The organism is Providencia sneebia DSM 19967 (assembly GCF_000314895.2).
Classification (GTDB): Bacteria; Pseudomonadota; Gammaproteobacteria; order Enterobacterales; family Enterobacteriaceae; genus Providencia; species Providencia sneebia.
Genome location: NZ_CM001773.1, coordinates 2,213,153 through 2,234,008, shown reverse-complemented (window position 1 = coordinate 2,234,008; position 20,856 = coordinate 2,213,153). Strand labels below are relative to the sequence as shown.

General features: G+C 36.2%; 18 protein-coding genes and 1 pseudogene. 5 read left to right on the top strand and 14 right to left on the bottom strand.

Annotated elements, in window-relative coordinates; all coding sequences use genetic code 11:
• Positions 1-4: 4 nt before the first annotated feature.
• From OO7_RS09310 to OO7_RS09300, 3 genes and pseudogenes are all read right to left on the bottom strand, one after another.
• Complete coding sequence (locus tag OO7_RS09310) at positions 5-1,585, bottom strand: DKNYY domain-containing protein (protein WP_008915701.1); 1,581 nt, start codon at positions 1,583-1,585, stop codon at positions 5-7.
• A 33-nt stretch (positions 1,586-1,618) separates the two neighbouring features.
• On the bottom strand, positions 1,619-2,938 hold the full coding sequence (locus OO7_RS09305) for a hypothetical protein (protein WP_008915700.1): 1,320 nt from the start codon (positions 2,936-2,938) through the stop codon (positions 1,619-1,621).
• Positions 2,939-3,060: 122 nt separating this feature from the next.
• Positions 3,061-3,944 (bottom strand): annotated as a pseudogene (locus OO7_RS09300) (4Fe-4S binding protein).
• A gap of 175 nt (positions 3,945-4,119) precedes the next feature.
• Here OO7_RS09300 and OO7_RS09295 point away from each other — a divergent pair.
• The 4 genes from OO7_RS09295 to OO7_RS09280 all read left to right on the top strand — a co-directional run bounded on the left by OO7_RS09295 (position 4,120) and on the right by OO7_RS09280 (position 9,409).
• Positions 4,120-5,277: an iron-containing alcohol dehydrogenase gene (locus tag OO7_RS09295; RefSeq protein ID WP_008915697.1), complete on the top strand. Its 1,158-nt coding sequence runs from the start codon at positions 4,120-4,122 to the stop codon at positions 5,275-5,277.
• Positions 5,278-5,566: 289 nt separating this feature from the next.
• On the top strand, positions 5,567-6,757 hold the full coding sequence (ydeE, locus tag OO7_RS09290; protein ID WP_008915696.1) for an efflux MFS transporter YdeE: 1,191 nt from the start codon (positions 5,567-5,569) through the stop codon (positions 6,755-6,757).
• Positions 6,758-6,973: 216 nt separating this feature from the next.
• Positions 6,974-8,401 carry a Na+/H+ antiporter NhaC family protein gene (locus OO7_RS09285; RefSeq protein WP_008915695.1) on the top strand — a complete coding sequence of 476 codons (1,428 nt, stop codon included), beginning with the start codon at positions 6,974-6,976 and terminating at the stop codon, positions 8,399-8,401.
• 18 nt (positions 8,402-8,419) lie between these two features.
• Positions 8,420-9,409 carry a D-cysteine desulfhydrase gene (locus OO7_RS09280; protein ID WP_008915694.1) on the top strand — a complete coding sequence of 330 codons (990 nt, stop codon included), beginning with the start codon at positions 8,420-8,422 and terminating at the stop codon, positions 9,407-9,409.
• A gap of 116 nt (positions 9,410-9,525) precedes the next feature.
• Here OO7_RS09280 and yqfB read toward each other — a convergent pair whose 3' ends face one another.
• From yqfB to frmR, 4 genes are read right to left on the bottom strand one after another with little or no spacing between them, the layout of a single operon-like run.
• Positions 9,526-9,843, bottom strand: coding sequence for a N(4)-acetylcytidine aminohydrolase (gene yqfB, locus OO7_RS09275; RefSeq protein WP_008915693.1), 318 nt, complete (start codon positions 9,841-9,843; stop codon positions 9,526-9,528).
• Between the two features lie 55 nt (positions 9,844-9,898).
• A complete protein-coding gene (fghA, locus tag OO7_RS09270; protein ID WP_008915692.1) occupies positions 9,899-10,729 on the bottom strand; it encodes an S-formylglutathione hydrolase in 831 nt (276 codons plus the stop codon).
• Positions 10,730-10,787: 58 nt separating this feature from the next.
• Positions 10,788-11,900, bottom strand: coding sequence for an S-(hydroxymethyl)glutathione dehydrogenase/class III alcohol dehydrogenase (locus tag OO7_RS09265; protein ID WP_008915691.1), 1,113 nt, complete (start codon positions 11,898-11,900; stop codon positions 10,788-10,790).
• A gap of 18 nt (positions 11,901-11,918) precedes the next feature.
• Positions 11,919-12,191, bottom strand: coding sequence for a formaldehyde-responsive transcriptional repressor FrmR (gene frmR / locus OO7_RS09260; RefSeq protein WP_008915690.1), 273 nt, complete (start codon positions 12,189-12,191; stop codon positions 11,919-11,921).
• Between the two features lie 326 nt (positions 12,192-12,517).
• On the opposite strand from frmR, the gene OO7_RS09255 reads away from it, so the two are divergent.
• Positions 12,518-13,291, top strand: a complete 774-nt coding sequence (locus OO7_RS09255; RefSeq protein WP_008915689.1) for a GNAT family N-acetyltransferase — start codon at positions 12,518-12,520, stop codon at positions 13,289-13,291.
• 43 nt (positions 13,292-13,334) lie between these two features.
• Here the strand turns inward: OO7_RS09255 and ddlA are convergent, their stop codons facing one another.
• From ddlA to OO7_RS09220, 7 genes are all read right to left on the bottom strand, one after another.
• A complete protein-coding gene (ddlA, locus tag OO7_RS09250) occupies positions 13,335-14,435 on the bottom strand; it encodes a D-alanine--D-alanine ligase (RefSeq protein ID WP_008915688.1) in 1,101 nt (366 codons plus the stop codon).
• Between the two features lie 255 nt (positions 14,436-14,690).
• Positions 14,691-15,890: a hypothetical protein gene (locus tag OO7_RS09245; RefSeq protein ID WP_008915687.1), complete on the bottom strand. Its 1,200-nt coding sequence runs from the start codon at positions 15,888-15,890 to the stop codon at positions 14,691-14,693.
• Positions 15,891-15,902: 12 nt separating this feature from the next.
• A complete protein-coding gene (locus OO7_RS09240; RefSeq protein ID WP_008915686.1) occupies positions 15,903-16,427 on the bottom strand; it encodes a fimbrial protein in 525 nt (174 codons plus the stop codon).
• Positions 16,427-16,963 (bottom strand): fimbrial protein, encoded by a 537-nt coding sequence (locus OO7_RS09235; RefSeq protein WP_008915685.1) that lies wholly within the window; start codon positions 16,961-16,963, stop codon positions 16,427-16,429. Before OO7_RS09235 ends, OO7_RS09240 begins: the two co-directional genes overlap by 1 nt.
• Positions 16,956-17,378, bottom strand: coding sequence for a hypothetical protein (locus OO7_RS09230; protein WP_008915684.1), 423 nt, complete (start codon positions 17,376-17,378; stop codon positions 16,956-16,958). Before OO7_RS09230 ends, OO7_RS09235 begins: the two co-directional genes overlap by 8 nt.
• Positions 17,379-17,411: 33 nt before the next feature.
• Entirely contained in the window at positions 17,412-18,149 is a 738-nt protein-coding gene (locus OO7_RS09225) for a fimbrial biogenesis chaperone (RefSeq protein ID WP_043892846.1), read from the bottom strand.
• A 125-nt stretch (positions 18,150-18,274) separates the two neighbouring features.
• Positions 18,275-20,818, bottom strand: coding sequence for a fimbria/pilus outer membrane usher protein (locus tag OO7_RS09220; RefSeq protein WP_008915682.1), 2,544 nt, complete (start codon positions 20,816-20,818; stop codon positions 18,275-18,277).
• Positions 20,819-20,856 lie beyond the last annotated feature (38 nt).

Below are 20,856 nucleotides of genomic sequence, written 5' to 3'. Positions count from 1 at the left end.
ATGCTTAACCGAAGGTATAATACCTACCGATATCATTGTCTTCATATTCTTGATGAGTGTATTTTCGGTCTTCCATATAATAGAAGTTTTTATCTTTCGCGATAGTCGGTTTAATAATAGTAAAACTTGGAATATCAACACCTTCAAGTAAATGTTGCTGGCACCAAATTTTTGTTCCGACACGACAAAAATGGCTTTTAGGATAAAAGTATAATTCACCATCATCGGGCAATGTTAATGGCTGTATTTGTTCAGTCCAATACCAAACATGATGTTTATCTCTCCAATAATTGTTGTGGTAAACATCTAATACCTGAATAGTTTTCGCATCTGCATTCGGAATATTGTTTTGATATACCCTGACATGATTGGCATCTTTCACAATACTTAGGCAACGATCGACTATTTCAAATGTTTTGGGATCAAACCCTTCAAGCTTAGTTGAATGTTCCCAAACGTAATTTTTATCAGCATAGAAACGTTCGTTTATTTTGTAAAAAGTCAATCCATCTGCATCAGGAAATAGCCCCTTACTGTTAAATATTTTATCCTCACAAATCGAGAGAGAATCATCAAAAGCCTTTACTTTCGTTGGGTCAATATTATCGACTTTAAATAATCCGCGCCCATTTTGTTCACATATATAAAATGCATTTTTATCGATATAGTGACAATAATTAATAGCATGAAAACTATCAATATCTACCTGAAGTGAGTCGATATGAAATGTCTTATTCTTGATAACAGGAAACCATAACACATCATCAATTTGTAAAAGAAAATCCGTATCATAATCACCTTCTAATACTCGTATAGTTTTTGAAGATAGATTAGTTTCAATTAAGGTAGGGAGATTTAGTGATAATTTACCTTGTATCCAAACTGAATTACCATCTGAATATAGATTACGCAGGCTATCCGTAAAAATGCGTTTAAAGGTTAATGGATTGGCATTTGGTATAACCTTTCCTTCCCAATCAATAACCCGTTTCCCATCTGAAACGAAATCTGTATTTTTAATATGGATAGGACTCTCTGGAGTGGCATTACGTAAATAATGGTTATAAGTTCGTTTCAACTGGTTCCATAATTTACTATCGACCCATTTCTTTAAGTTTTCTTCACTATCATCCTCTAAATCAGACAACCATTCCTCAGCCCATTCCGGTGTGATTAATTCCTGCTGTTCATCAGAAACTATTGTGTCATTTTGAGATAGAACAACTGCACCAGCAATATTTTCGCCATATACAATAGTTCCTGTTTTATTTTTTGCCATAAATGGCGCTATTGTTTTCAAAATATCCGCTAAACAGAGCAAATCCTCAGCCATTTCTGCCCAAGCTAAGCACAATGAACAGTAAAATATCGATTTTTGTTTATCATGTAATAGCATAATACGTAACTCATCTGTCGAAGAGTTAAGAAAAGGAAGAATAGCTTGTGCAACTGTTAATTGTGTGCTTTTTTCTGATTGATGCTCATTAGCAAAATCAACTGTAGGGATATATTCTGATTTCAACCAACGATCAAACGCAGCTCTCGATATTTCAATTTTACTAAATAAAAATTGTGTTTCAGCCATAATAAAGGAGCCCTTTGTTTTTAAGTTGAGTTACTATTTCTTATCTTCTCTATCATCATTTAAAACGATGGTATTAAAACCTGTAGGATGTTCAGTATTAAGCACAACATTAACACAGCTCTTGTTATGATTGAGCCCTAAGCAATATTGCAAATAATTTTTCACTATTAGAAACCTATCTAGTTGAGTACTCTTAAAATATTTTTTCTTTTGAATCAGATATAAAGAGTAGATCATGATAGGAATAACCATGCTTGCAAAGAATAAAACCGTCACCATAAAAAAATCAGCTCTAAAATAGAGAGATACCATTGAGGTAGATATAAATATTATCAAGAAAAAAATGATTGATGATACTAACGCTACTTTAGGTGTCATTTCATTGTAATCAATATGATTACTTGGTTTAAATAGGTAAGCTGATTCATCTGTATGATTATAAAGGCCAATGACTTGGTGATTATCAACATCGCTAATCACTTCAACTTTATCTTTCAAAGCAACAAAAAAAGGATGCTGAATTTTGGTTAATACTTCTTTAGCTAAAGAACTATTATGAGTTTTACAGTAAAACTCATTACAACCATCACTGATCAAATAATAATTATTAGGCGTCTGAATTCTTTTTCTATTATTATTTATTCTTAAATGGCTAACAGCCATATTACTTTTTATTTTTATCTCTTTAATATCGAATAGCTTAACATTTAGCCCAAGATTTTCAGCCTTTTTATTGATTAGTTCATAATCATCAATTGAAAAATTACTATTTTGTTTTTTAAATGAAGAGCCATTGACGATTGAAAAGATTTTTGGTCTGTGGCGTTTGATTAAATTATAGACCTTTTTATTAAAGAAAGGTTTATCAACAATACCTTTCTCTTTTTGATAAATTATCACTGATTCATTTAAAGGGGATATTGCAGAGATAATTAATTCTTTTACAAACAATATATTCATTATTAGCGTAAACAGAAAAAGCACTGCAATAAAAATAGATTCAATCCCATCAATTATCATCAAAAAGCTCACTAACGAAGCTAAAGTGCTGCAAGCTAGATATTTAAGTAAGCTCTGACCTTCATCGTATTTATTTTCTGGTGCCAACTCATTATTATCATCTAATATCGCCCAATGCAGCCAATACCCACCATTATTCAATGGGTGCCCAGCGGCAATAATTTCATCACCGGATTTTAACTGATGAAGAAAGCTATCTGTATTATCAAATTGTGAATGAAAGAAAAAGAAAATTTTTTCTGATGTGATAATGCGGATAATTGTATCTTTATACACAGATTGCCTATCATATTGAATGAAATCAGCACTTACTCTTTCGGACTCTATCAACATTAAATGTATTCTCTTGGAGTATCCATAAGTCAATTTAACATATTCAATTTCAATTAAATATAATTGTAATATTATCTTACTTATTGAATAGAATTTTTATCTTTTTGCTTCACAACGTATATTTATAACCAGCCTTGTTTTTTATGTTGAATACAAATTGGACATAATGTTTCATTTTCCTGCCAAGCAAAGAAATGAGTGCGACAACGCTCACATTGAGCATCATGGTAATGATAAATAACAGGTTGGCTATTTTTAGCAATCTTAGGTTGAATATCAATTGATTTTGGTAAACAGACAACTTGGCAACTCATACAGCCAGTACAACGTTTATCATCAAATATAAATTGGTGATCGGCTAAAGTTATTGCTTGTTCATCACATACTTTGGCGCAAGCCCCACAAAGAATACAACTCGATTCATCAAATTGAATATGAAACCAACTATCTTCTGGATAAAACTGTTTTCGTGCATTTAATCCAGTACTGCCCCCCCTTTATTTAATGGTTTTTCATCTAGTTTTTGGCGGAAAAACATCAATCGACGCCCATTATCGACTTCTGGAGAAGGTGCTATTATCAATTGCCAAACAGGCTCTTGTAGTGTTTGTAATTTTAAATTTAGTGCTGCTAATACTGGCAACCATTTATCAATTAATGGCTCTATTATCTCCATCCCATTAATAGCATATTGTTTATGCCAAACTAATAACTCCTCCACACTTGCTAAAGGCTCATCATGATTAATGATCAAATGATGATTATGGTAAGTGTGTTCATGCGGGGTGATATTCTCTATGGCATCGACAGGGCAAACAAATAAACAGTTTCCGCATTGGTAACAAATTTGATTATCTATAGATGCTCGCATAACGCCCAAGGAGATTGCCCCAACCGGACATGTTTGTGAGCAACTATCGCATACACTATTTTTAAGGCGCTTTCTTACGCATTTATCATTGATGGTAGGTTCAGGTGGAAGCTCTACCGCAATAAAGTGCCTCATACTTCTCAACTCCAGAATTCAGATAAAAATTACACACACAATTATTAAGTATAACAGCTAAAGCTTTATTTAAATAAGCACTCATTACATAGCTAACTGATTATATGTCTTGTATGCTTTAGTCGCCATAAAAGCACATTTACTCTCTTAGTTTGCTTACTCAAAAGGTCTAATTATGAATAATTTCGAATTTTATAACCCAACACGGATCGTATTTGGCGAAGGAAAAATAAGTGAATTAGATAGACTCATCCCTAAAACCGCCAAAGTTCTGATCCTCTTTGGTGGGGAAAGTGCTCGTAAAAATGGCACTTTAGATGAAGTTGAGAAAGCATTAGGAGAACGTGAAATAGGGCTATTTGGCGGTATTGAAGCTAACCCACGTTATGAAACACTAATAAAAGCAGTCGATAAAATCAAACATGAAGGTTTTGATTACTTGCTTGCGGTTGGTGGTGGGTCTGTTATTGATGGCACAAAATTTGTTGCTGCGGCAGTCGATTTTGTCGGTGATAGTTGGGATATTTTGCTACAAGGTGGCACAAATATTAAATCGGCGCTCCCATTTGGTACGGTTTTAACCTTACCTGCTACGGGTTCTGAAATGAATAAAGGTTCAGTGATCACACGTGAAGAATTTCATGCTAAGCGTGCTTTTATGAGTGATTGTGTCTACCCACAATTTTCAATTCTCGACCCAACCAAAACATATACATTGCCGCCGCGCCAAATCAGTAATGGGGTTGCTGATGCTTTTGTTCATATCATAGAGCAATATTTAACCTACCCTGTTAATGCTGCTGTACAAGATGCTTTTGCTGAAGGATTACTGAAAACATTGGTTGATATTGGCCCTAAAGCATTAGCAAATCCAACAGATTACGATGTACGTGCAAATTTAATGTGGACAGCGACGCTAGCCTTAAACGGATTAATTGGCGTAGGTGTTCCGCAAGATTGGTCAACCCATATGTTAGGCCATGAAATAACAGCACTTTATGGTTTAGACCATGCTCAAACCCTTGCTATTGTTCTTCCCGCTATGTTGATTGAAAAATTACCTCAGAAACAGGCCAAATTAGCGCAATATGCTCAGAACGTTTGGGGTGTCACTGAAGGTACTGAACAACAACAAGCCTTACGCGCTATAGAGTTAACGAAAGCGTTCTTTGAAAAACTGGGCATCAAAACTCATTTTAGTGATTATAATCTCTCTTCCGAAGTCATTGAGCCTCTCGTGGCAAACTTAATTAAAAATGACATGGTGACGCTAGGTGAGCACCATGATATTACGCCGGAAGTAAGCCGACGCGTTTATACAGCGGCTTTATAAATTAATCGCAATAAAAATAGAATAGATATGGGGAATTTATTCTCCATATCTCACCTTTGTTCCCGCCATTTTTCTTTTCGAAAATTATCTGACAAGACAATCCTCTAGATTTATCGAGTCCCTTATAAAATTCCATATTTAAGTTGGATAATTGGTGAATTAGCACCTGTCATATTTTGTTTTTCATACTTTTATCAACAAAGCATTTCTTAGCACTAAAAATTTCGGTAATTTATATTTTCATAAAAATGATGAAATTTATAAAAATTATAACATTAGGTCATAAGCCATGTGGTCAAAATCAACTATCTCAAATAGCGCATTATTGTGCTCATCGCTGTTATTAACTATTGGGCGAGGAGCAACATTGCCATTTATGGCAATCTATTTAACCCGAAAATATCATCTGTCTATTGATGTGGTGGGATTTGCGATGTCACTCGCATTAACCATAGGTATTCTATTTAGTATTGGTTTTGGTATTTTAGCGGATAGAGTCGATAAAAAGCGCTGTATGCTAATTGCTATCTTTATTTTTATCTGTGGTTTTATTGCAATTCCACTCGTCAATCACGCTTATTTGGTTGTTATTTTCTTTTCGATTATTAATTGTGCTTATTCTGTATTTTCTACTGTTCTGAAAGGTTATTTTTCAGATACATTATCTTTAGCCCTCAAAGCAAAAATATTCTCACTGAATTACACCTTTTTAAATATTGGTTGGACTATTGGTCCACCATTAGGCACGTGGTTATTGATTTACAGTATCAATCTACCCTTCTGGCTTGCGGCTATTTCCGCATCATTACCCATCTTTTTTATTCAACGATTTGTTCAAAGCGTCAAACCGATTAATTACAAAGAAGTCCATAACACTGTTTGGAAACCAACAGCAATGCTGCGTGATCGTGCGCTTGCCTGGTTTATTTTATCAACGTTCTTAGGCTCCTTTGTTTTCGGTTCATTTACCACTTGGATATCCCAATATGTTATTACCATAGCAAATAGTGATTTTGCTCAATCCGTTATTGGGGTTGTTTTACCTGTAAATGCCATTGTCGTTGTCACGTTACAATATATGGTAGGTAAACGACTTAATGCTGATAACCTCAAAAGATATATGAGTTTAGGCACACTATTTTTTATTGCAGGCTTAGCAACATTTATGCATGCAGGTGAAAATTTATATATCTGGGCTATTGCCGTCAGTATATTTACGTTAGGTGAACTGATTTATGCACCGGGAGAATATATGTTAATTGATAACATTGCTCCTGATGGAATGAAATCAAGTTACTTTTCAGCACAAGCATTAGGATTGTTAGGCGGGGCTTTTAATCCAATGATAACGGGTGTTGTTCTTACTGAACTTCCTCCGCAGTTTTTATTTATTATTTTGATTGGTTTTTCAGTATTAGCTTGGGCTTGTATGCTAAAAGGGATGAATGTTAAACAACAAGCTGCTTCACGAATGAGTTAAAAGAGTACGAATTGATCTGCACACTAATAATCTCTGCAACGAATTAAAAAAAGCAGAGATTGTTCTATTGCTGATAAGGAAAGTATTTCGGCTATTTTTTGTTACAAAACACTGCCAAACACCATAATTTGATTCAATGTATGCCTATATTAATGCTATGATTTTTCAACAATTATAATTTCAAGTTTAATTCATTGCAGATAAACAGGTAAATACATGCAGGATTATGGCATTTGGACAATCATCACTCCCATCGTAACAATCCTCTTAGCGATACTCACACGCCAAGTGATGCTTTCGCTCATGCTTGGGATTTTAGTCGGCTTTACAGTACTTCATGATCACAATATTCTTTTGGGCATCAAAGGGACTGTAGACGGTATCATTGATACTTTTGCCTCTCCCGGTAATACGCGAACCATTGTGTTTATGGTGATGATTGGGGGAATAATGCGCTTAGTTGTCGTAACGGGGGGCGTGCGAGCATTAGTTCAGCTACTATCTAATCGCACTCGATTAGTGAAAAATCGGGTGACAACGCAACTGTTAGCGATTGTTATTACTTCATTGATTTTTATTGAAAGCTCTATTAACCAATTGGTGGCTGGTGCTTCGACAAAAAATCTTGCTCGAAAATATGCTGTTGCGCCTGAAAAAATGTCTTATATCATTCAAACAGCGTGTGTTTCTGTATGTTCTTCTGCGGTGATTAATGGCTGGGGTGCCGTCATCATGGGCTTAATTGGGGTTCAAATTGCCCAAGGCCTAATAACAGGTGAGCCATTTGATATTCTCATTAGTTCAATTGGTTATAATTTAATGGCATGGTTCTCATTAATAACCATTTTATTTTATGTATTTACCAATGTGTCTTGGGGACCAATGAAAAAAGCCGAGATGCAATATCAAGCACATCATGCAGCTGGCACAATTTCGCAAGATGGCAATATTGATGATGAAGCGGATATTATTGATCATCCAAATGCGCATTCTGTTTGGAATTTTTTCATCCCAATTCTTTCAACTGTTTTAATGGTGCCTGTCGCTCTGTATATCACGGGTGATGGCGACTTTACCAAAGGAAGTGGATCATCCTCAGTTTATTGGGGAGTCATGTTTGGTACAGTTGTTTCTTTCTGCTGGTTCATTGGTCGCCGTTTAATGAGCATTGATGATTTCTTTAAAGAGTTATTTATTGGTTATGCCAATATGCTGAAAATCAGTTCAATTATGATTTTGGCCTTTTTGATGGGAAATGTTTCCGCAGAATTGAATACTGGCGCATATATTGCTGAAGTCACTCAAGGTGTTATGGCCCCCGGTTTTTCTGTCGGCTTTATTTTTATTATTAGTGCCATTATGTCACTTGCAACCGGCACATCTTGGGGAACCTTCGCAATTATGATCCCTATTGGCGTACAATTAGGTTTGTCAGTGGGTATGCCAATAGAATATATGATTGGTGCGGCAATTTCTGGCTCCATCTTTGGCGATATGACATCACCTATTTCGGCCGATGCTATTGTTGCATCCATGGCCACAGATTGTGACCACATTGAACACATTCGAACACAAATGCCTTATGCATTAGTCACAGCCAGTATTGTGCTAGCTGTTTATCTCTATTTAGGATTTTCCTATTAATATTTGAGGTACTTAACGATGTCACTACAACAAAAACTCGCCTCTTTTACAAAAGTGAATTTGTATAAGGCTTCAACCCCTTTGGAACGGCTTGAAAACCTTTCCCGACTTTATGGTCGTGAAATTTATATCAAACGAGATGATATCTCACCACTTGCTATGGGTGGGAATAAGCTACGTAAATTAGAGTTTTTAATTGCCGACGCTATCGCTAAAAAAGCGAAAGTCATTGTCACTGCTGGCGCTATTCAGTCTAACCATGTGCGCCAAACTGCTGCAATTGCAGCCATGTTTGGTATGAAATGTATTGCTTTATTAGAAAACCCAATTCAAAGCTCTGATAGCAACTTCTTGCATAATGGCAATAAGTTACTGACTGATTTATTTGGTGCAGAATCTGTCATGTGTGAAGCATTAACCGATCCACAAGCTCAAATGGAAGAGCTTATCCGCACGTTAGAATTGGAAGATGCTTATATTGTGCCTGTTGGTGGCTCAAATGCATTAGGTGCGCTTGGTTATGTCCAATGTGCGATTGAAATTGCCCAACAAAAACCAATCGAAATTGAATTTGATAAAGTTATCGTCGCATCTGGCAGTGCGGGTACGCATGCAGGATTAGCAATTGGCCTACAAGAACTATTGCCTAAAACACACGTTATTGGCGTGACAGTGTCACGATTACAGCAAGACCAAGCACCAAAAGTTGAAAATATTCAACGTGAGCTTGCTGAATTACTGGCAATTGTTGAAACGCCAGAAGTCAATCTATGGGATAGTTTTTTCCAGCCTATGTACGGCATGCCAAACCAAGCTGGCTTAAATGCCATTACTTTGTTAGCACGTAGTGAAGGTATTTTGTTAGACCCTGTTTATACAGGTAAAGCAATGGCTGGTTTAATTAACTACCTTGAAACATCAACTGAAAAAACACCCGTTTTGTTTGTCCATACGGGTGGATCACCTGCACTATTTGCTTATCCTGAAGTCAGTAAATCCATAAGTTAATAGCGAACATGACGTGAATAGAGATAGGTAAATGCCTATCTCTATTTATAAAACCTATCTACTACGTAAACTTATCTGTATTTCCGCTCCCTCACAACATGATATGCGTGAGAAAATTATGCTAACCGATAATGAATCACAAAGAGTGACTGCTCAGTTGGATATATTTCGCGGATCAACGCTTTTAACGTCTCTAACGACATTGCTTCCTGAACAGCATGATATTCAGAGATGTCATCGTAACTAATTTCCTCGACAGATAAAATTTCAATATCCGTATAATATTTCCCCGTTTCTAAAGCAGACACTCTTACTCTCGTTCCGGGAACATAATCACTTTCACTCTTATCACGGATCGTAATCACTTTCTCGCCTGAAACGACTAACGGCAACAAACGTTCAAAAAAAGTGATACTGTCAGGGGCTTTATTCACATTAAGACCTATTCATTTGTCAATTAGAGATAGATATTTTGCCATAGAATGACAATTAATCTTTTAAATATTGTGCATGGAATGCAATATGCTCACCAATAAAACTCGCAATAAAATAGTAACTGTGATCATATCCAGCATGCAGATTGATGGCATAAGGATAGTGTTTACGGTGGCATACTTCATCAAACAATTCAGGTTTCAATTGCTCGTTTAAAAATGGATCTTCTGTCCCAACATCTATTCTAATTGGTATAATTGACTGTGACTCATTGAGTAAATGAAGCGTATCATAATCAGACCACAGCGATTTATCATCACCCAAATAAGCCATAAACGCTTTTTGCCCCCAAGGCACTTGCGATGGCGCAACAATTGGCGAAAATGCGGATATACTGCGATAACGCTCAGGATTGCGAAGCCCGATCACCAAAGCACCGTGTCCACCCATTGAATGCCCACTTAATGCACGCTTACCGTTTGCGGGTAAATTTTTCTCAACCAATTCGGGAAGTTCAGACACAATATAATCATACATATTGTAATTCTCCTTCCAAGGTGATTGCTGAGCATTCAGGTAAAAACCAGCGCCTTGGCCAAGATCGTAAGCTTCATCATCTGCAACATGACTACCTCGAGGACTAGTATCTGGTGCAATCAGGATCACGCCATGTTTAGCAGCAAATTGTTGAGCACCCGCTTTTGTGATAAAATTCTGCTCATTACACGTCAAGCCAGATAGCCAATAAATCACTGGGTAAGTTTTACCTGCTTCTTGAGAAGGTAAATAAGCAGCAAATTTCATCAGGCAACCTAACACTTCAGATTGATGCTGATAAACATCTTGCCAACCACCAAAACAGGCATGGCGTTCAATCAGTTCCATATCTTCTTCCTTATCAAATCATTAGCTTACGGATGCAATTTAAAATAGCGTTAGGACATTAATCGAAATGGATCACAGTACGGATAGATTTACCTTCATGCATAAGGTCAAATGCTTCGTTGATTTCATCTAACGGCAATGTGTGGGTGACAAAAGGTGATAACTCAATGTCGCCTTTCATCGCATCTTCAACCATTCCTGGTAGCTGGCTGCGCCCTTTTACACCACCAAAAGCAGTACCACGCCAAGAACGGCCAGTAACTAATTGGAAAGGCCTTGTCGAAATTTCTTGTCCAGCACCTGCAACACCGATGATAATGGATTGACCCCAACCACGGTGAGCACTTTCAAGTGCGGCTCGCATCACATTAACATTACCAATACATTCGAAAGTATGATCAACTCCCCATTCAGTCATATCGACGATGACTTGCTGAATCGGTTTATCAAAATCTAATGGATTTAAACAATCTGTCGCACCAAATTGACGAGCCAATTCAAATTTTGTAGGGTTTGTATCAATAGCAAAGATACGACCCGCTTTTGCTTGTCTAGCGCCTTGAATAACCGCTAAACCAATACCACCTAAACCAAATACAGCAACAGAATCACCTTCTTGTACTTTCGCCGTATTATGAACAGCACCAATGCCTGTCGTCACACCACAACCAAGTAAACAAACTTCTTGATGATTTGCTTTTGGATTAATTTTAGCTAATGAAACTTCTGCAACAACGGTATATTCACTAAAGGTAGAACATCCCATGTAGTGATATAACGGCTGGCCGTTATATGAAAAACGTGTTGTACCATCTGGCATCACACCTTTACCTTGTGTTGCTCGAACAGAGACACACAAGTTCGTTTTACCTGACTTACAGAATAGACATTCTCCGCATTCAGCCGTATACAGCGGAATAACATGGTCGCCAGGTTTTACACTCGTAACACCTTCACCAACTTCAACAACCACACCCGCACCTTCATGCCCTAACACAACAGGAAAAAGTCCTTCAGGATCATCACCTGATAATGTAAATGCATCAGTATGGCAAACGCCGGTATGGCTAATTTTTACCAACACTTCCCCTGCTTTTGGTGGCATTACATCAATTTCGACAATCTTTAATGGTTCTCCCGGCCCAAATGCGACCGCTGCACGTGATTTCATCATTTTTCCTTCTTAGTGTTAACGCAGATATGTGCGGATCAGTGAAATAGCATCATCAACAGACTCTCTCTGTTCTGATGTTGTTGCCGAAGCCTGCAAACCTTCTCTTAAATGACTTTCTAATACGCCCGCCATTAAACCGTTTACAGCACCTCTAATTGCAGCAATTTGCTGTAATACCGCACTGCAATCTGCTTCATTTTCTAAAGCAGTTTCAAGAGCAAGTAACTGCCCTTTTAGCTTTCTAACGCGAGTTAGAACCGCTTTTTTCTCTTTTGGGGAATGTGGCATCATTAATAACCCGTTACATACTTAGGGGGAGTATAGTATTGAAAGGGATAATTGTACAGTCGAAACCGGACTAACAGAAAATAGGAAAAAATCTATAGACAAAAAACTAAGACTTTAAAATATTGTTAAGAATGCGAGCAGAAGCACAAGATGTAATGTAATTATCATAGATAGTTGCTGAATTTATCAGTTTATATATGATTAATTTCATTTTTCTGACACTATTAAGTTAATCATGTAGTACAAAATAAAAGTAATACATAACACAGAATCAATCATATTGAGCCTCTATCAACTGACACATTTTTTATCAGGTAACTGACGAAATGAATATTCCGCTCTATTATTTAAGACATTACCAATCAATTGAAAAAACCTTCTGGAACGCAATTTGCGAACACAGTATTCAAATTGAACAGCATACAATTTGTTATCTCACGCCACTTGACTCTCCCATCTTTAACTTCATTTATTTGCAACCTGAATCAACGATTTCTGCATTAAAACAAGCTCATCATTTGTTTATTGCACAGAAAAAAGATCACACGTTGGTGATCCCAGAAGAAATGCTGCAAAAAGTTCAAGGAGAAGTCGAATTATTAGGATATAAGCGTGACAGCGTCACAACCGCTATGGCACTCGCTTTAGAGAAGCAGTTATCTGTTGAATTACCTAAAAATCAAGTCGATATTGTCTTTGCTAATCATGATCTTGCGTTATGGGCTAAGCCATTAGTTTCCGCTTTCTATATTCCAGATTCGAATGACCAAGTGATTCATGAATATGTTCGCTACCATGAAGAGGCCCTTTTACAAGGCTCACCTCAATTCCATTTGGTGTTGTTAGTCAATGGAGAGCCTGCAACTTCAATGACGGTAACAATTGAAGGGGCAATTGCCCGTTTTGATGATATTGGTACTGAAATTGCTCACCAAGGGAAAGGTTATGCAACTCAATTAATTGATTATGCTTTAGCATTTTGCCGCCAGCAAAATGTTGAATACTGTTTCCTTGATGCTTCCGAGGCAGGATTAGGATTGTACAAAAAATTTGGTTTCGAGCCTTTATTCCGTTATATCAATTATGTTTGGTGTAAATAATCAATATTAAATGCGCCTTCATTCGGAAGGCGCATTAATCATATTAAAGGTCACTCATTGTTTTAAGCTCTTGCATTTGTTGATATTTTTCAATAGCCAATTCAATAAGGCGGCTGATCAACATTTGATATGACAGGCCATTTTCCTGCCATAATTTAGGATACATACTGATATTAGTAAAACCCGGTAGCGTATTAATTTCGTTAATCACAACATGGTTTCCTTCGGTCAAAAATACATCAACACGGGATAAACCACTGCAATCTAATGCCTTGTATGCTTGTAGCGCAATGTTACGAATTTTATCACTAATTTCAGGTGCTAACATTGCAGGAACAACAACCGATGCACCGTTATCATCAATATATTTTGTATTGTAAGCATAAAAACTATCATGCAACACAATCTCACCGCATGGGCTAGCTATTGGGTTTTCATTGCCTAATACAGCACACTCTATTTCTCGCCCTTTGATTGCACTTTCAATCAATATTTTCACATCAAATAAGAAGGCAAAATTTATCGCTGCATCAAATTCATCTTTATTGGTCACCTTGCTTATCCCAACGGAAGAACCTTGGTTGGCAGGTTTAATAAAGAGAGGTAATCCAAGCTGATTTACGACAGTATCATAATCAATGTTCTCACGCTCTTCTATGGTCGCACTAATAAATGGAGCAACCTGTAACCCAGCATCACGTAATAAACGTTTAGTGACATCTTTATCCATGCAAGCAGAAGAACCGAGAACCCCAGAGCCAACAAAAGGTAGGTTCACCATGCGTAATAAGCCTTGCAAAGAGCCATCTTCACCTAAATTGCCATGAACAATAGGGAAAATAACATCAATTTGCGGAAGTGGTTGCGCATTTTCAAGTGAGATAAATTGCTGAGTTGTTTTTCCAGGAATAATTGCAATGCCCTGCTTAGGTGTACTCAGCGCAATTAGTGAAGGATCATCTGCATAGTTGAGAAAATTATCTTCATCATATTCATACCAGTGCCCTTCCTTATCAATTCCTATCAAGCATACATCAAATTTATTACGATCAAGACTGTTGATAATATTTTTTGCGGATTGTAACGAAACTTCGTGCTCAGTTGATTTACCACCAAAAATAACACCTACCCGTAATTTGCTCATTGCTTAACCTACTCCACGTAAAAGACATCAAATCATGGAAAGAAATATAACACGAGCAGAAATAGTTATGTGATAAATTCTTCAGTTTCTTACTATTTAGACGGAATAATATGCAATTATTTATATTGATGGTAAAGAAGAAAAAGATTAGATTCGAAATAAGAAAACAGAATAAAAATTGTTATTAATAGTGTGTTCCCAATATATAAAATTAACAGGGTTGACTTTCTTGGCGTTAATCAACCCTTCTAATCATTAATCGTAAGTTGCAATCAACCATGCAGAGCCTGAATAATCACCACCTGAAGCATTTGAACCTTGCAGATGACTTGTAATCCCAATCGTTGCTCTATTCCTAATATTAATATTAATACTTTGACCCTTATTATTAGGTGAGCTTTCATCTGTAAGTTCTAATTTAGTATAAATTTTCTTTTGGGTACCAGAGTCATTGGAATAAAGTGGTAACCCTTTTTTAACGTCATCAGTATTATAATCAAGTCGAAAGTTTACCTTAGTAAGGCCCGTGAATTTACAGTTATAATTAACCTTCTCTTTAACAACACTATCATAATTTAAACTATTAAGTACCCCATGATTAATTTTTACGGTACTCACCTGTCCAGTACTACTACTGGTTGTACAATAGGATCTTACATTTAAAGTTGAGCTAGAGAGCCTAATCGGTGCTGTTGCTTCATTAATAGGCCAAGTTGACACGTTAGGTGGACCACCTCCAGGACGGCGAAAGTGGCGAACATAACTACCAAGATCCATTGCAGGAATAGGTAACTCATTATCAATAATGCGTTTACTAACAAAAAAATGAAAGTTAACTGGGAACTGTACATTGAAGTTTTTTATCGGTTCAGTTTTAGCTGGGACTTTATCTTTGTCTGATTCTTTAAGAGTAGCGCAAGATGGCGCGGGGTTTTGGACCCATCCATCCAGCATACCCGGAAACTTTGTTGGGTTAACTGTCATTACTAAGTTATCATTTATTCGATAAGCTTGGTCACCCGATATTTTTCCAATAGGCGGAAGTTGTATGAAAAGACGATGTGATGCATTAGATCTATCTATCCCTTTACTACCTGTCGGCGACGAAACTATACCGAGACATTTAACATCACCATTATTTGATACATCTGGGGAATCATAATTAAGTACTATTCCATTACCAATCTCGTAATAGTTTTTTCCACCAACCGTAATAGGGGGTTCAGATATTTTATTATCACCTTTCAAGGTTATAAAATAACCATCATTAGGGTTTATGACCACGGGAATATAATCTGCACGAACAGTAGCATTTAATAATAAAAAACCTGAAGATAATGTGAATAAGTTGGAGATACAAAATAATGTAACTCGTTTTATATTCGTATTCTTACCTTTATTATCTTGATGAATTAATTTCCGTCTACCTACGCTATTTGTTGAGTTAAACATCATAATATGAACCTATTAATTATAAGTTACAGTAAACGTAGCTGAGGTGCTAAATTGACCTAATGCTAAATCGCCGATAGCACCAACATTAACTAATTGGGCTTTTAAATCTAATCGGGACTCTGTACTAGAGTTTTTCACTGGGTAAATGCGCTGAAGTTTACTAATTTCTAAATCCCTGACGGAAGTCCCATTAACCTGTTTTAAGTCAATACCTAAACCAGATGTATTAGTACTGAGAATATTTCGACCGTTGTAGGACATTGCGCCATTTGTCTTTGGAGTTACTATAATGGCAAGATTAGTTGAATCACATCCCGAAATATAAATAGAAAAATCTCGAGTACTATTTGGTGTATTGATTAGCTCAGGGTTTAATGAACCAAAGTTAATCTGTAAGGGTTTAGAATTATCCTTACTACGGATAGTACAAGCAGGATCTATCAGCTTTGCTGTAACATCAATAATGACATCCGCTTGACTGAAACATGACATTAAAATAAATAAAGAGAATATCTTTAGTTTATTAATAATTTTCATTATTCATACTCCACTTTAAATGTCGCGGTTCCAGTAAATTCTCCGACTTTAGCATCACCAACAGCTGGTTTTCTAACATATACACCAAAATTAAATTGTTGTTCACCCTTAACAGTTGTCACTTTTCCTATTTTCATAGCTTGACTCCACGTTAGAGGTAATTCATCACCATCAACGAGTCCAAGCAAAACCCCACTTGGTCCTTGAGTCTTTAAAAATTTATCATTACCAATCGTAACTAAATTAGAACTTTCCCATGTAAATTTAACAATTTTATTTAAATCAGATTGAACACATTTTTCAATTTCAATCGTAAATGGCGTTATTGCACTACTGCCATGCTCATTAATATATTGCCAGCGTATATTTTGTAATGTGATTTTTTTATTTATGGAAGTTGCTGAAACCTGACATTGTGTTGAGAGTAATTCGCCAGAAAATTGAACTTCTAAAAAATTGCCGATAGCAAAACTATTTAATGGTAAAAATACGAATGATGCTGTTAACCCATAAATTAATCTTGCAAGCTTATTCATAATTCACCTCTAGGCGTACGCTAGATTGATTTATCAGTCTCAGTGGAACTCTTATCTCATTATTTCCATTTAATAATAAAATAGGATAACGTTGCGAAACTACACCATTAGGAAAACCAATAAATTGTAATGTGACTGGCGTACGTGCTGTCAAATTCATTAAAGGTAGATCTCGATATGAGCTACCTGCACCACATTCAGTTAAAGTGTATTTATTTTCAAAAGATAAATTACAAGGTGCATTGAAAAGGGCTGCTTTAACAACCAATATTCCTTGATGTATTGATTCATAATCATGTTGGGTAACTGGCGTATCAATGATTACATCCTTAGCCACACAAGTATGGCTAACACCCATAGTGATGAAGAATAATCCTGCATATATTACATCGCGAAAATAATGTGCTCGTCTCATCGCCCTTTCCTTATGCTTAATATTTGTTAGTACTTAACCTTCACCTGTTACCGTACAAGTATCACCTTGGCATTTAAATACTAACGTTGGTTTTCCACCATAATCATTAATATAAGTTAAATGTGGCATCGCTATTAAACTCGATGTTATAAGTTGTGTTGACTTAGGCGGCACCATAACTACGTTGAAATTACTTAGCTCTGAATCATTTTTATTATTACCAAATCCAATCACAGTTAAATTAAAAGGCGTAGTATTATTTAAACGATATCCATTCGCGACTTTTGTCAATGTCACTTTATGAGCCCATTTTGTCTGTGCCTCTGTCAAAATACTCTCAGGGCGATAAAATAATTTTACCCGTGATTGCAACGCAATTTGTAATGTATTAGCGTCTTTTGATTTAGGTGGAACTTCACGTAAATTAAAATAGAAAACTGATTCACGATCCTTTGGTAAAGTATTTAATAAAGGAGTTGTACTTAAACGTACTAAACTTTTGCTATTAGGTTCCATACGTTGTAATGGAGGTGTTGCTAAAATTGCACCTTTAGTTAATTTATTGCCATCTAAATCTTCTATCCAACTTTGAGCTAAATAAGCTTCGTCAGGATTATCATTTGTAATAGTAATATTTATAGACTTTTCCGAACCAGGAAAAATAATCCGTGTTCTATCTAATGTCACTGCACTAATAGCATTAAATGACATCATTGCTGTAATGCCAAGAATAGCGCAACTTAATCCAGTGCGTAGTTTTACATTCAACATAACTAACCTCATTAAATATCTCTTCTCTAAGGGTATTGTTGCTCTTTAGCCATTAAGCAATAACAAATATTAAAAATATTTTTAGTACCCTACTTTTCTTAAAATTTAATATATATTAACTACGTTTAATTAACTTTAGCCAAACTCTCAGTCTTAATCGCAAGGGAACACGGTAATAAAATCATGTCCGAATTAGCTTTAAGTTCATTAGGTAAATGTAGTTCGCATTGAGGTTCACCGCCCCAGAAAACAGATAGTTTCTCTTCAGGGGAAACCCCAACTAACCAAGTCACACCATCTTCACCCACTATGCCCAATTCACGATTATCTTTATTACGGACACTTGCTCCAAATGGTGGAGTTTTTCCATCAGCTAAAGACAGCACGGCAAAGATTTTTTCTCCTTTCATTACAGTTAAAACACGGTGACCAATTGCGCCTTTCGTCAATGTAATATCTGTCGTAGAGTCCAATGTTTCTATATTGTCTGGTAATTTACTCGTATTAATTGAAATGGTTGAACGTCTATAACTATTAATATTCGGGATCACGGCTACACCGAAATAATTGGTTTTTGTTATACCATTATCTAATGGAACATCACTTACCCCATCTGTCGTGATCATTAATCGAGTATCACCATAAGCTGAACGATGTAATGCAACTCCATATCCAGTCGCTGTTATACCGCTATTAATCGAAGCACCAATACTCCGATATTGCTGTGGTACATAACTAGCATTCGCAGAAATGTTTGCTTGGGATAAACTACGGGTGTAATACCCACTTACACTAGATTGACTATCAACATTTTGTCCATTTGTATAACCAACATTAACATTGTAACTATCGGTATCGTTATAACCACTAAACCCTACACTATGGTTATATCGATTACTTCCACCTGAACGAGAATAAATTTCAGAGAAATTCAACGTATGTTTCTCATAAAATGGAATAGAGAGATATAAGTTAACGGAATCATCTTGAGAACCATTATAATTTCTTTCAGTTCGCGTTGCTGACACAGAAATATTTGCATTTTGTTGAGATAACCATGCCATACTGATATTTGTACTGGCATATAAACCGTATTGAGTTTGTGGTTTATCACGCCAATAAGTACTGTGTTGATAATTCAATGATAAATTAAAGTTATCAAAGTATTTATTGATATAAACTTGATAGTTTTCTTTTGGTATATTTGTAATCGTCCCTGTTCGATTTTCATCCATAAATTGGGATAACGTTCTATAATTCTTATCAGCAAAACGATATCCAGCAAAGGTAATATCTGTACGGACTTCTTCAAAAGATTTTGAATAATTGAGACGATAGGAACGACCTTGCAAGTTATCTTGCTTAAGGTGAGCTATAGATTGGGTCATATCAAATGAAACAGCACCCAAGACAAAAAGGTCACGTCCAATACCGGCAGCTACAGTTTGATAATCACCACTAAGTTGTGAACCACCATATAATGACCACGCATTTGAAATACCATAAGAAAATTCCCCTCCAGCAACGGGTTTGCCGGTATGCTTATGATTATCATATCGAGTTTTACCAGATACTAATTTATAATCAATGCGTCCTGGTCGAGTTAAATATGGCAAAGAAGCTGTGGTAATGCTAAATTTCTTTTCTTCACCATCTTCTTCTTTTACCGTGACATCAAGTACCCAGCGGATCCCGCTATCTAACGTTTGGATTCGAAATGGTCCTGCGGGAACGGTCGTTTCTAAAATAATCCTATCTTGGCTACGCACAATAACTGTTGCATTGGTATTTGCCACTCCAATAATCTCAGGTGCATAACCTACTAATTTAGGTGGCAGCATACGGTCATCACTTTCGAGAGACATCCCCGTGTATTGCCATGATTCAAAAATATCTGAGTAAAAATAATTTTCACCCAATGTAAAAAGAGAACTTAAACTTTTTATAGATTTAAAGGCATATAAACGACTGAAATCAAAATCATGTTTCGTCTGAGATGCCCTTTCATTATTTGCATTTTCTGTTTGATAAGTCGCGTAATAGTCACCGCGTAATCGCCAAGAACCAACGTTTATCCCAGATGTCCCACTACTGGATAAATAGCTGCGTTTACTACCATTATTATTTTCGGTATAATTAGCGTTTAAGTTATAGTCAATAAATGCACCATTTACTCCCTCTTCCCATAATTCTGGTGGGATCCAATATGGATCACGGTATTCCATCCATGATTGAGGGATCGTAATATTTAATGATAGATTTGATAATTCAATTTTTGTTGTCACACCAGCCAACGCAGATAAATCTAAACATTTTCCATCATGGAATGTTGTGATTTCTTTTTTAGAGGATTCTTTTAGACCAAGTAAATCGATGAGATCAACAGGAATGCAGGTAATTTGGTTTTGATCACTACCTGAAGTTGGTACAAATACATTAATATCACGAGGAGAGCCTAATCGCTGTCCATTAACAAAAACGGATAAAACATAATCTCCTGGTATTACATATCCCGCCACAGAAAATTGGCTCATATCAACGTTTTCGATATCTTCTGCATCTAATATATCAATATTAAATTCTGATGTATTTGTAGCATAAGCATTGCTCGCACTTACCCCATAGATAAGTAGTAAGGCCTGCGTTATTTTGCTAATTTTGAACATCATGCTCTATACCATCCCAAGATCTGCAAAAGAATGCTTCA

What these genes read in the sequence shown, in the direction of transcription:
- OO7_RS09310 (WP_008915701.1), bottom strand. Translation starts at nt 1,585, where the DNA reads ATGGCTGAAACACAATTTTTATTTAGTAAAATTGAAATATCGAGAGCT.
- OO7_RS09305 (WP_008915700.1), bottom strand. Translation starts at nt 2,938, where the DNA reads ATGTTGATAGAGTCCGAAAGAGTAAGTGCTGATTTCATTCAATATGAT.
- OO7_RS09295 (WP_008915697.1), top strand. Translation starts at nt 4,120, where the DNA reads ATGAATAATTTCGAATTTTATAACCCAACACGGATCGTATTTGGCGAA.
- ydeE (WP_008915696.1), top strand. Translation starts at nt 5,567, where the DNA reads ATGTGGTCAAAATCAACTATCTCAAATAGCGCATTATTGTGCTCATCG.
- OO7_RS09285 (WP_008915695.1), top strand. Translation starts at nt 6,974, where the DNA reads ATGCAGGATTATGGCATTTGGACAATCATCACTCCCATCGTAACAATC.
- OO7_RS09280 (WP_008915694.1), top strand. Translation starts at nt 8,420, where the DNA reads ATGTCACTACAACAAAAACTCGCCTCTTTTACAAAAGTGAATTTGTAT.
- fghA (WP_008915692.1), bottom strand. Translation starts at nt 10,729, where the DNA reads ATGGAACTGATTGAACGCCATGCCTGTTTTGGTGGTTGGCAAGATGTT.
- OO7_RS09265 (WP_008915691.1), bottom strand. Translation starts at nt 11,900, where the DNA reads ATGAAATCACGTGCAGCGGTCGCATTTGGGCCGGGAGAACCATTAAAG.
- frmR (WP_008915690.1), bottom strand. Translation starts at nt 12,191, where the DNA reads ATGCCACATTCCCCAAAAGAGAAAAAAGCGGTTCTAACTCGCGTTAGA.
- OO7_RS09255 (WP_008915689.1), top strand. Translation starts at nt 12,518, where the DNA reads ATGAATATTCCGCTCTATTATTTAAGACATTACCAATCAATTGAAAAA.
- ddlA (WP_008915688.1), bottom strand. Translation starts at nt 14,435, where the DNA reads ATGAGCAAATTACGGGTAGGTGTTATTTTTGGTGGTAAATCAACTGAG.
- OO7_RS09245 (WP_008915687.1), bottom strand. Translation starts at nt 15,890, where the DNA reads ATGATGTTTAACTCAACAAATAGCGTAGGTAGACGGAAATTAATTCAT.
- OO7_RS09240 (WP_008915686.1), bottom strand. Translation starts at nt 16,427, where the DNA reads ATGAAAATTATTAATAAACTAAAGATATTCTCTTTATTTATTTTAATG.
- OO7_RS09235 (WP_008915685.1), bottom strand. Translation starts at nt 16,963, where the DNA reads ATGAATAAGCTTGCAAGATTAATTTATGGGTTAACAGCATCATTCGTA.
- OO7_RS09230 (WP_008915684.1), bottom strand. Translation starts at nt 17,378, where the DNA reads ATGAGACGAGCACATTATTTTCGCGATGTAATATATGCAGGATTATTC.
- OO7_RS09225 (WP_043892846.1), bottom strand. Translation starts at nt 18,149, where the DNA reads ATGTTGAATGTAAAACTACGCACTGGATTAAGTTGCGCTATTCTTGGC.
- OO7_RS09220 (WP_008915682.1), bottom strand. Translation starts at nt 20,818, where the DNA reads ATGATGTTCAAAATTAGCAAAATAACGCAGGCCTTACTACTTATCTAT.